This is a genomic window from Nonomuraea endophytica (genome assembly GCF_014203235.1).
Taxonomy (GTDB): Bacteria; Actinomycetota; Actinomycetes; order Streptosporangiales; family Streptosporangiaceae; genus Nonomuraea; species Nonomuraea endophytica.
The window spans coordinates 35386-46326 of record NZ_JACHIN010000009.1 but is presented as its reverse complement, the minus strand read 5'-3'; the positions used below and the strand labels follow the sequence as shown (position 1 = coordinate 46326).

Genomic DNA, 10941 nt, shown 5'->3' with positions numbered 1-10941 from the left:
GCCACCTGGAGTATTAGATGGGTCAGTCCAAAACGTGCTAACGTCGGTCCCATGGCACGACCGAGGCAGTTCGACGAGGAGCGCGCGGTGGACGCGGCGATGCGCGCGTTCCTGGGCGCCGGGTACGAGGCGACCTCGACCCAGGACCTCTGCACCGCCACCGGCCTGGGCCGCAGCAGCATCTACAACACCTTCACCAGCAAACACCACCTGTTCAAGAAGTCCCTGCGGCACTACATGGACATCAGGACCGCGGGCATCATCGAGACGCTGGAGGGCCCGGCGCCGGTCCGCGAGAAGATCGGGACCCTGATGCGCCAGGCCGTCGACCCCCGCGACGGCATCCCCCGTGGCTGCCTGGTGGTGAACACGATGATCGAGCTGGCCCCGCACGACGCCGAGGTGGCCGCGATGCTCAAGCGCGACTACGAGCGGCGCCTTGAGGCGCTGCGAGCGGCGATCGAGGCCGGCAAGATCTCGGGAGAGCTCGCGGCGGACAGGGACGCCACCGCGCTCGCGCACTTCGTCATCGCGACCATCAGCGGGATCCAGGTCTCGCTGCGCGGGGGCGCTGGACCGGCGGCCGCGCAGGCGGTCATCCAGACGGCGCTCGGCGCGTTCTGACGCCCTCACACCTCTTTGGCATGCCCTCATTTTGAATCGATCGATCTAAAACTAAGGAGACGTATGCCCCTCGCCGTCTATGTCCTCGGACTGGCGATCTTCGCCATGGGGACCTCGGAGTTCATGCTCGCCGGACTGTTGCCCGCGATGGCCGCCGACCTGGGCGTCACCGTCCCGGACGCCGGGCTGTTGATCTCGGCGTTCGCGATCGGGATGGTGATCGGGGCGCCGCTGCTGGCCGCGCTCACGTTGCGGTGGCCGCGCCGCCGTACGTTGCTGGCCTTTCTCGCCGTCTTCGTCGCCATGCACGTGGTGGGCGCGATCGCGCCCGACTACGGGGTGCTGTTCGCCACCCGCGTCGTCGGCGCCTTCGTCTACGCCGGGTTCTTCGGCGTGGCCGCCGTCGCCGCGACCGACATGGTGCCCGTCGGCTCCAGGGCCAGGGCGCTGGCCGTCGTCGTGGGCGGCATCACGCTGTCCACCGTCCTCGGTGTGCCCGCCGGCACGCTCATCAGCCAGTTCGCCGACTGGCGCGCCGCCTTCTGGACCGTCGCCGTGCTCACCGCGCTGGCCTTCGCCGGCGTCTTCGCCCTGGTGCCCGCGGGGCGGGCGGCAGCCGCCGTACCGCGCCTGCGCGACGAGTTGCGGGCCATGGCCAACCTGCGGCTGTGGATCACCTATGGCGCGGTCTCGCTGAGCTTCAGCTCCATGATGGCCAGCTTCGGCTACCTCGGCGCGCTCCTGACCGACACGACCGGCCTGTCAGAAGGGTGGGTCTCGCTGGTCCTCGCCCTGTTCGGGCTCGGCAGCCTCATCGGCATCACCATCGGCGGTCGTACGGCGGACGCCCGGCCGTTCACCACCTTCTACATCGGCATGGCCGGAGTGCTCGTCACCTCGGCCGGAGTCGCGCTCCTGGCCTCGTCCCCGGTGGCCATGGTCGTCACGATCTTCCTGATGGGCGTCGCCGGCATGGCCACCAACCCGGCGGTCAGCGTCCGCGTGTACGCCCTGGCCGGCTCCGCCGCGACGCTGGCCGGGTCCACGAACGTCTCGGCGTTCAACGTCGGCAACACCCTCGCTCCCTGGCTGGCGGGACTGGGCATCAGCGCCGGGTTCGGCTACCCGTCCGTGGGCTGGGTGGGCGCAGCGATGGCCGCGGGCGCGCTGGGACTGGGCGCACTCGGCCACGCGCTGCACCGCCGCGCGGTCCCCGTCGCCGTCTGAGCTCACCCACCTGCGGGCGGCAGGCGGAGGGTGGCTACGGCGCCGCCGTCCGGGGCGTTGGCCAGGGTGAGGGTGGCGCCGATGACCCGGGCCTGTCCCGTGGCGATCGTCAGGCCCAGGCCGTGCCCCCGGCCGCGTTCGGCGGCTCCGGTGCGGAAGCGCTGCGGGCCGTCGGCCAGCAGGTCGGCGGGGAAGCCCGGACCGTGGTCGCGGACGACGATCGTCGTGCCGTCCACCGCCACCTCCACGGGGGCGCCGCCGTGGCGGTGGGCGTTGATGACCAGGTTGGCGAGGATGCGATCGAGGCGCCGGGGATCGGTCTCGGCGGTGCCCAAGGTGCCCGAGGTGGGGGCGGCCAGCCGTACCGGGAGGGCGGTCTGTTTCAGGGACGCGCTGACGACGTCGGCGAGCGCGACGGGCCTGAGGTCGGCGCGCTCGGCGCCCGCGTCCAGGCGGGAGATCTCCAGCAGGTCCTCCACGAGAGCGCGCAGCACGCGCACCCGGTCGCGGACCAGGTCGGTCGCCTCCCCCTCCGGCAGCAGCTCGGCGGAGGTGACCAGGCCCATGAGCGGGGTGCGCAGTTCGTGGGCCACGTCGGCGGTGAAGCGCTGCTCGTTCTGGAGGCGGGTCTGGAGGCTGTCGGCCATCGAGTCGACGGCCGTGGAGATGTCGGCGATCTCGTCGCCGCGACGGGCCGGGCCGGCGATGCGGGCGTCCAGGTCGCCGCCGGCGATGCGCCGCGCGGTCCCCGCCACCCGCCGCAGCCGACGGTTGGGCAGCTCGGCCAGCAGCAACGACAGCGGGACGATCACGGCCAGCGCGCCGAGCGAGGCCTGCGCGACGTCCCGGTCGAAGGCCACCAATGCCCGCATGTGCACGCCCATGTCGACCTGCACGGTCAGCAACTGGTCGCCCACCCGCTGCCCGCCCCACATCCAGGGGCTCTCCGATTTGCGGTCGTCGAACCAATAGGCCGGTTCGTCCGACAGGAGCATCTGGGACAGGAGCGGCGGCGGGATCTCCTCGGTCGACTTGTCCTGCCCCGTCCCCTCCCGCCGCATCTCGGTCAGCGCGTTGTACGCGCGCTCCCTGCCCACCTGCAAGGAACGTTCGAGCGTGCCCCGGTGGACCAGCACGCCGATGACCACGGCCACCGCACAGCAGGCCAGCGCCACCAGGGCGGCGATCCGCCAGCGAAGCGACCTCACCGGCGCAGCTTGTAGCCGAAACCGCGCACGGTCTCGATCCGGTCGGCGCCGATCTTCTTGCGCAGGCGCTGTACGCACAGGTCGACGACGCGGCTGTCGCCGTTCCAGCCGTAGTCCCAGACGTTGGAGAGCAGCGTCTGGCGGTCCAGGACGATCCCGGGGTTGGCCGCGAACTCCAGCAGCAGCCGCAGCTCGGTGGGGGCCAGCGCGACCGGCTGCCCGGCCCTGGTCACCTCCAGGCCGTCCCGGTCGATGGACAGGTCGCCGAAGACGAGCGCCCCGCCCCCGGCGGACTCGGGCGCCGGGGCGGCACGCCGCAGCAGCGACCGGATCCTCGCCACGAGCACGGCGGTGTCGACCGGCTTGACCACGTAGTCGTCGGCGCCCGCCTCCAGCCCGGAGACCACGTCGAGCGAGTCGCCGCGGGCCGACATCATCAGGATCGGGGCGAGGCTGGTCTCCCTGACCTTCCTGCACAGGCCGATGCCGTCCAGGCCGGGCAGCATCACGTCAAGAAGCAGCAGGTCGTGGCCGCCTTCCCGGGACATCTCCAGTCCGGTGAGGCCGTCCTGGGCGGTGCTCACGCGGTAGCCGTAGCGCTCCAGCGCCATGGCGACCGACTTGCGGATCACCTCGTCGTCCTCGACGAGCAGCACCCTGACGGGATCCTCCTCCCGCAAACCAGACATTTCACCCCTTAAGTCGACACCTCCATGGTGCCGTACGCGCACGTCCGCTCCGCCTCGGCCATGTATCAGCCGTGAATCAGACGTCGAGCGCGGTTGGCACGCCACCCGAGCGCTGGTCCGCACCCAGCCAGGACGGCGGAGCCCACAAGGCGTCTCGATCGCTCTTGGTCCGTCAACGACCAGCAGCGGCGAGGTCGGGAGCGTCTGAGCGGGGGTGAAAGGCGTTGTCAGTGGGTGGAGGAGTCCTCGCGGGTGACCGCTTCGGCGGCTTCCTCGGCGGCCTTGGCCGCGTAGTCGATCGGGGTCTCGCGGCTGCGCCGGATGCCCAGGATGCTGATGAACAGCGAGGCGAAGATGGTCTGGAAGCTCATGATGAACGCCGTGGCCGCCGGCACCACGAGGCGCAGGGACTCGCGCGGGTCGAGTTCGCCGAAGCTGCGCACCTGCCAGTGCACCAGCGACATCACCAGCCCGATCAGACCGGCCAGGGCCAGCAGTCCACCGACCACGAGGCCCTTTTCCAGGGTCACGATGCTGATGAGCTTGCGGACCCGTGGCGACTCGGGCAGGAAGCCCTCCTCCGCCGCGTACACCTTGGTGAACAGCGCGAACAACGCCGCCTGGAAGCCGATCACGACCATGGCCGACGCCCCGACCAGGGTGTCGACGTCGAAGGCGAGTTCGCCGATCCGGACCGGGCCGAAGGTCAGCGCGGTGCCGGCGACCAGGCCGACGAGCATGAGCGCGAGCCCGGGGATGAAGAACAGCCACTTCGGGCTGTAGAGGAGCAGGAAGCGCAGGTGGCGCCAGCCGTCGCGCCAGGAGCGCAGGTGCGGCGGGCGGGAGCGGCCGTCGGGCGAGAGCGTGGTCGGGACCTCGCGCACGTCGAGTCCCTGGAGCGTGGACTTGACGACCATCTCGCTGGCGAACTCCATGCCGCCCGTCTGCAGGCCGAGGCGGAGGATGGACTCACGCCGGAAGCCGCGCAGGCCGCAGTGGAAGTCGCCGATGGCGCTCGGGAAGAACAGCCGCCCGACGAACGACAGGACGGGGTTGCCGAGGTAGCGGTGGAGCGGGGGCATGGCGCCGGGGGCGATGCCGCCCTTGAACCGGTTGCCCATGACGAGGTCGGCGCCCTCGCGCAACTGCTCGACGAAGGGCAGCAGGCCGGTGAAGTCGTAGGAGTCGTCGGCGTCGCCCATGATGACGTATTTGCCGCGCGCGGCCCTGATGCCGCCCATCAACGCGTTGCCGTAGCCCTTCGCGTCAACGTGGACCACACGGGCGCCGGCGTCCCTGGCCAGTTGCTGGGAACCGTCGGTGCTGCCGTTGTCGGCGATCAGCACCTCGCCCTCGATCCCGTGCTCCTCCATGCACGCAAGTGCTTTGCGGACACAGACTTCCACGGTCTCCGCCTCGTTGAGGCAAGGCATGACCACCGTCAGTTCCACGTCGTAGCCCTTCCAGTCACGGCACATCCAGCACACCATCATGCCGTCTGCCCACCCATGCTCGGGTCAAGTCCGAAAAACGCCTGGCATTCTTGTTGCCATGGTGAGCGTCGCGGAGATAACCCCAGTGGACGACTCCGCCCGTGGCCGAACCGCGCGTCTGCGCACGTTCCTGCGCCGTCATCGGGTGTTCGCCGCAGCGCTCGCCGTGGGCGGGTTGCTGCGGCTCGTGACCATGCTCGGGTACGGCCCGGCGATGTGGTTCAACGACTCCTACGAGTACGTCTCTGTGGCCCTGCACCCGAGGCCGCACCCGATCAGGCCGGACGGCTACGGATTCTGGCTGCTGGCGCTGAAGCCGTTCCACAGCTTCGCCCTGGTCACCTTCACGCAGCACGTCATGGGCCTGGCCACGGCCGTGTTGATCTACGCGCTGCTCCGGCGCAAGTTCGGGCTGCCGACGTGGGGCGCGACGCTGGCGGCCGCGCCGGTGCTGTTCGACGCGTACCAGATCCAGCTCGAGCAGCTGATCATGTCGGACGCCATGTTCACGCTGCTGGTCGTGGGCGTGATCACGCTGGTGCTGTGGCACCGGCGGATGTCGTGGAAGATCGGCGCGCTGGTGGGGGTGCTGCTGGCGCTGACCTGGCTGACGCGTTCGATCGGGTTGCCGATCCTGGCGCTGGTGGTGGCGTACCTGCTCGTGAAGCGGGTGGGCTGGCGGCCGATCGTCGCGATGATCACTGCGTGCGCGGTTCCGGTGATTTGCTACATGGCGTGGTTCTCCACAAATTTCGGTAAATTCGCGATGACCAACAGCGACGGGCTCATCCTCTACATGCGCACCGCCATCTTCGCCGACTGCTCGAAGATGAACATCGATCCGCGCAAGGAACTCGACATCGCGCTGCTGTGCATCGAGGAGCCGGTGAGCCAGCGTCCCGAGTACGCGCAGTGGTACCTGTGGCGCTCCGAGTACGGCCAGCCGCTGCACCGCCTGGGCGGCAAGACGTTCGAGTCGGTCAAGAACGACGCGGCCAGCAAGTTCGCCATGCGCGCGATCCTGTCCCAGCCCGGCGACTATCTCCAGGTCGTGGGCCGCGACTTCCTGCGCTCCTTCCACTGGGGCCGCCCGCGCTTCCCGGACGCCTCCACCTACAACATGTACGAGTTCCGCCCCTATTACGAGCTCGTCAACGGCAAGCCGAAACGTCTGCCCACCTGGCCCTCCTATGCGCAGGGCCGTACCGACACCGACGCCTACTCCTACGAGCAGGGCCCGCCGGAGACCCGCATCGTCAGCCCGTGGGCCGACATCATGAGCGGCTACCAGAAGGTGTTCTACCTGCGCGGCATCATGCTCGGCGGCATCCTCCTGATCGGCCTGTACGGCGTGGCCGTCCGCTGGCGCACCTGGGGCGGCCCGGTGGCGCTGCCCTGGCTGGCGGCGTTCGGACTGCTTCTGGCCCCGGCCGCCACGGCCGAGTTCGACTACAGGTACGTGCTGCCGGCCGTACCCCTCGCGTGTGTGGCGGCGGCGATCACGCTGCGGAACGGCGTCAAGAGGAAGGTCACACCCACGAGCGCATCAGCATCCGAGCCCACCACTGAGCGTGCGTGATCGTCTCCGACGACAGGACCGGATAGAGCCACCAGAAGTTGATCAGCACGACCAGCGTGAACGCCCCGACGGCGGCGCCGCCCCCGGCCCGTCTCATGGGCGGTGCGTCCTGCTTGCCGAGCACCAGCCCGCCGACCAGCGCGAGCGCCATGGCCATGAACGGCACGAGCGGCACCATGTAGAAGAGGTACATGGTGCGCTTGTCGGCCAGCCAGTAGTAGACCCAGGGCAGCCACCCGGCGGCGTACGCCAGTAGCACCGCCCCGGCCCGCCAGTCACGCGTGGCCACGTACCAGACGACGAGCGCGACGAGCGCGAACAGCGCCGCGTACCAGAGCGCCGGCGTGCCGACCCCGAGCACGGCCTGCGAGCACTTGTCGGCCCCGCACCCGGCCGGCGGCAGGTCGCCCTCGTAGTGGAAGGAGACGGGCCGCTTGAGCACCAGCCACTCCCACGGCTTCGACTGGTAGGGATGCCCCTCGACCAGCCCGGTGTGGTAGCCGAGCACCTGGAGCTGGTACTTCACCCACGACCGCACCGAGTCCAGCACGAAGAAGACGGGCCCGGAGGAGGTCGCCTGTTCCCAGTTGCGCCCCCACCCGTGCGCCGAGACGAACCAGCCCGTCCACGAGAGCGTGAACACCGCCGCCGGCGCCGCGGCGAGCGCGGCCATCGCGGGCCCCAGATCAAGCGAGAAGGCTCCCCGGTACGGCTGCCGCAGCCCGACCGCCCGCCTGGCCCCCATGTCCCACACGAACGACAGCAGGAAGAACGCCAGCAGGAACGGCAGCCCCGACCACTTGACCGCGCAGGCCGCGCCCATGCAGATCCCGGCGGCCAGCCGCCACGGCCGCCTCCCGAGCCGCGGCCCCTGGTCCGACAGCCGCGAGCGCTCGTACCAGTCGGCCAGCCGCCGCCGCGCGTGGTCCCGGTCGGTCACCAGGCAGGCGAACCCGGCCAGCACCCAGAACATCACGAAGATGTCCAGCAGCGCGGTGCGCGAGAGCACCAGGTGCAGCCCGTCCAGCGCCAGCAGGAGCCCGGCCAGGCAGCCCAGCAGCGTCGAGCGGGTCATCCGGCGGGTGACGCGGGCCAGGATCAGGATGGACAGCGTGCCGACGACGGCGGCCATGAAGCGCCAGCCGAACGGGGTCATGCCGAACATCCACTCGCCGACCGCGATCATCCACTTGCCGAGCGGCGGGTGCGCGACGTAGCTGGCGCACTCAGCCGATTCCGCGCACTTCTTGAAGATGTCCAGGTTGCCGGTGATCAGGCGCTGGTCGGCGATGGGGTTCTTGGCGTCGCCGAGGAAGGTCCGCTCGACGCCGTACCTGAGGAGTGAGAAGGCGTCCTTGATGTAGTACGTCTCGTCGAAGACCACGGCCTTCGGCTCGCCCAGCCGGAAGAACCGCAGGATCGCGCCGAAGGCGGCGACGAGGACGGGGCCGAGCCACCCCCACAATGCGCCTTCCTGCATTGGCGGAACCAGCCGCTGTGCGGAAACCCCCCAGTTCTTCACGATGCGCACCCTATGGCGTTGGAGATCTCCTGTGAACCGCGTCATACAGCTCTCGTTTGGGAATCCCGGCCTCCTTGGCCACGTCCGCGACGGCCTGCTTACGCTGGGTTCCCGCCTCGGCCCTGCGGTCGACCTCGGCGACGAGCGCCTCGATGTCCTGCCCGCCCGCCTCGGCCGTGTGACCGGCCACGACGACCGTGATCTCGCCCTTGACACCGGCCTCGGCCCACGCCGCCAGCTCGGCCAGGCCGCCGCGCCGTACCTCCTCATAGGTCTTGGTGAGCTCGCGGCAGACGGCGGCGGGGCGGTCGTCGCCGAAGGCGGCGGCCATCGCGGCCAGTGAGCCGGCCAGGCGGTGCGGCGCCTCGAAGAAGACCATCGTGCGCTCCTCCGTGGCCAGCGCGCCCAGGCGGCGCGCCCGCTCGCCGCCCTTGCGCGGCGGGAAGCCCTCGAAGCAGAAGCGGTCGCTGGGCAGCCCGGAGATCGCCAGCGCGGTCGTGACCGCGGACGGGCCGGGCAGCGCGGTGACCGTGACGCCCGCCTCGACGGCCAGGTGCGTCAGGCGGTAGCCGGGGTCGGACACGCCCGGCATCCCGGCGTCGGTGATCACGACGACGGTGCGGCCCTCCTTGAGCGTTTCGACGAGCTCCTGGGCGCGCCCGGCCTCGTTGGCGTCGTAGTACGACACCACGCGGCCGCTGATCTCCGCGCCGATGTCATGCGCCAGCCTGCGCAGCCTTCTGGTGTCCTCGGCCGCGATCACGTCCGCGCTCTCGAGCGCCTGTCTCAGCCGGGGGGAGACATCTCCCGCTTGCCCGATCGGGGCTCCTGCCAGCACCAACTTGCCGTCTTGTGTCACCCGGCCATTGTCGCAGGGCACCCCAATTGCACCGTGTTTCTTATCTATTCCACGCCTTGGGGCCCGTACGATGTCCGAATGGCCGTGACCGATTTCCAGTACCAGGCCGTGGACGATCCGAAAGAGCCGCAGCCGCGATCGGTGCGTGACCGGCTGGTCCCGCCGATGGGCGGCAGCGTGCTCTGGGGCTGGGTGGGCCCGCTTCTGATCGCGGTGTTCGGCGGGGTGCTGCGTTTCGTCAACCTCGGCCATCCGAAGGCCGTCGTCTTCGACGAGACCTATTACGCCAAGGACTCCTTCTCGCTGATCACCTGGGGCGTCGAGAAGGTCGCGATCAAGGACGCCGACAAGGCGCTGCTCGCCGGCAACACCGACATCTGGCAGAAATGCACCCAGGACGCACTCGACAAATGCGCTTCCTACGTCGTGCACCCGCCGCTCGGCAAATGGATGATCGGCTTCGGCGAGTGGCTGTTCGGCATGAACCCGTACGGCTGGCGCGTCGCCGCCGCCATCGTGGGCACGCTGTCGATCCTGGTCATCGCCCGACTGGCACGCCGGATGACACGTTCGACGCTGCTCGGCTGCTTCGCCGGACTGCTGCTGGCCCTCGACGGCCTGCACTTCGTGCTCTCGCGCACCGCACTGCTGGACATCTTCCTCATGTTCTGGGTGCTGGCCGGGTTCACCTGCCTGGTGGTCGACCGGGACAAGATGCGCGGCCGGCTGGTCGACTGGTACGAGACCTCGCCGATGACGCCGGAGGGCCCGTGGCTGGGCTGGCGGCCGTGGCGGATCGCCGCCGGTGTGTGCCTGGGCGCCGCGTGCGCGGTCAAGTGGTCGGGCATCTTCTTCCTCATCGCGTTCGGGATCATGTCCCTGATCTGGGACATGGGGGCGCGCCGGGCGGTCGGGCTGCGCAAGCCGTACGCGGGGGCCTTCAGCAAGGACGCGCCCACCTGGCTGGGCGCGGTGGCGCTGGTGCCCGCGGTCACGTACGTCGCCACCTGGGCGGGCTGGTTCGCCAGCGCCGACGGCTACGGCCGCAACTGGGCGCAGGCGACCTCGTCGGGGCCGCTCTACTTCGTCATCGACTCGGCCAAGTCGTGGTTCGCCTACCAGGTGCAGGTGCTCGGCTTCCACACCGGCCTGGAGTCCACGCACCCCTACCAGTCGGAGCCGTGGCAGTGGCCGCTGCTGCTGCGCCCGGTCGCCTTCTACTACGAGGGCAAGCAGACCGGCTGCGGCGTCAAGGACTGCTCGGAGGCGGTGCTCGGCGTGGGCACGCCGGTGATCTGGTTCGGGGCGCTGGCCGCGCTGGTGGCGTTGATCGCCTGGTATGTCGCCTCGCGGGACTGGCGGGCCGGCGCGGTGCTTCTGGCGTACGCGGTGGGCTGGCTGCCGTGGTTCTACTACGCGATCGCGGACAACCGGACGATGTTCCTGTTCTACGCGATCCCTATGATTCCGTTCATGGTGCTGGCCATCACGCTCTGTGCCGGTCTGCTGATCGGCCCAGCGGCGCCTCCGGGTAGTCCGCTGCCGATGCGGCGTACCGTCGGGGCCGCCGCGGTCGGCGCGTTCGCCCTGCTGGCTCTGGTGAATTTCTGGTGGTTGCACCCCATCCTGACCGCCGATCTGATCCCCTACGCGGAGTGGAAGGCACGCATGCTCTTCGACAAACGCTGGATCTGACCCGCATCACAAGCCGCAATAGGATGAATTCATAGGGTAGCCACT

General features: G+C 69.8%; 9 protein-coding genes. 4 read left to right on the top strand and 5 right to left on the bottom strand.

Annotated features, from left to right (window positions below; all coding sequences use genetic code 11):
• Positions 1–51 precede the first annotated feature (51 nt).
• Together HNR40_RS30710 and HNR40_RS30705 are read left to right on the top strand one after the other, a co-directional pair.
• Complete coding sequence (locus HNR40_RS30710) at positions 52–624, top strand: TetR/AcrR family transcriptional regulator (RefSeq protein ID WP_184967454.1); 573 nt, start codon at positions 52–54, stop codon at positions 622–624.
• Positions 625–687: 63 nt separating this feature from the next.
• Positions 688–1851 (top strand): Cmx/CmrA family chloramphenicol efflux MFS transporter, encoded by a 1164-nt coding sequence (locus HNR40_RS30705; protein ID WP_184967452.1) that lies wholly within the window; start codon positions 688–690, stop codon positions 1849–1851.
• Positions 1852–1853: 2 nt separating this feature from the next.
• Here HNR40_RS30705 and HNR40_RS30700 read toward each other — a convergent pair whose 3' ends face one another.
• The 3 genes from HNR40_RS30700 to HNR40_RS30690 all read right to left on the bottom strand — a co-directional run bounded on the left by HNR40_RS30700 (position 1854) and on the right by HNR40_RS30690 (position 5199).
• Positions 1854–3059, bottom strand: a complete 1206-nt coding sequence (locus HNR40_RS30700; RefSeq protein WP_184967450.1) for a sensor histidine kinase — start codon at positions 3057–3059, stop codon at positions 1854–1856.
• On the bottom strand, positions 3056–3748 hold the full coding sequence (gene cseB, locus HNR40_RS30695) for a two-component system response regulator CseB (RefSeq protein ID WP_184967448.1): 693 nt from the start codon (positions 3746–3748) through the stop codon (positions 3056–3058). The genes HNR40_RS30700 and cseB overlap by 4 nt, the downstream gene beginning before the upstream one ends.
• A 227-nt stretch (positions 3749–3975) precedes the next feature.
• Complete coding sequence (locus HNR40_RS30690; protein ID WP_184968088.1) at positions 3976–5199, bottom strand: glycosyltransferase family 2 protein; 1224 nt, start codon at positions 5197–5199, stop codon at positions 3976–3978.
• A 100-nt stretch (positions 5200–5299) separates the two neighbouring features.
• On the opposite strand from HNR40_RS30690, the gene HNR40_RS30685 reads away from it, so the two are divergent.
• Positions 5300–6820: a hypothetical protein gene (locus HNR40_RS30685; RefSeq protein WP_184967446.1), complete on the top strand. Its 1521-nt coding sequence runs from the start codon at positions 5300–5302 to the stop codon at positions 6818–6820.
• On the opposite strand, the gene HNR40_RS30680 is transcribed toward HNR40_RS30685, so the two are convergent.
• Both HNR40_RS30680 and rsmI read right to left on the bottom strand, forming a co-directional pair.
• Positions 6771–8300 carry a dolichyl-phosphate-mannose--protein mannosyltransferase gene (locus tag HNR40_RS30680; protein ID WP_184967444.1) on the bottom strand — a complete coding sequence of 510 codons (1530 nt, stop codon included), beginning with the start codon at positions 8298–8300 and terminating at the stop codon, positions 6771–6773. The two genes, HNR40_RS30685 and HNR40_RS30680, sit on opposite strands and share 50 nt — an antisense overlap.
• 52 nt (positions 8301–8352) lie before the next feature.
• Positions 8353–9201, bottom strand: coding sequence for a 16S rRNA (cytidine(1402)-2'-O)-methyltransferase (gene rsmI, locus HNR40_RS30675; protein WP_184967442.1), 849 nt, complete (start codon positions 9199–9201; stop codon positions 8353–8355).
• Between the two features lie 78 nt (positions 9202–9279).
• Between rsmI and HNR40_RS30670 the strand changes: the two genes are divergently transcribed.
• On the top strand, positions 9280–10896 hold the full coding sequence (locus tag HNR40_RS30670; RefSeq protein WP_184967441.1) for a dolichyl-phosphate-mannose--protein mannosyltransferase: 1617 nt from the start codon (positions 9280–9282) through the stop codon (positions 10894–10896).
• Positions 10897–10941 lie beyond the last annotated feature (45 nt).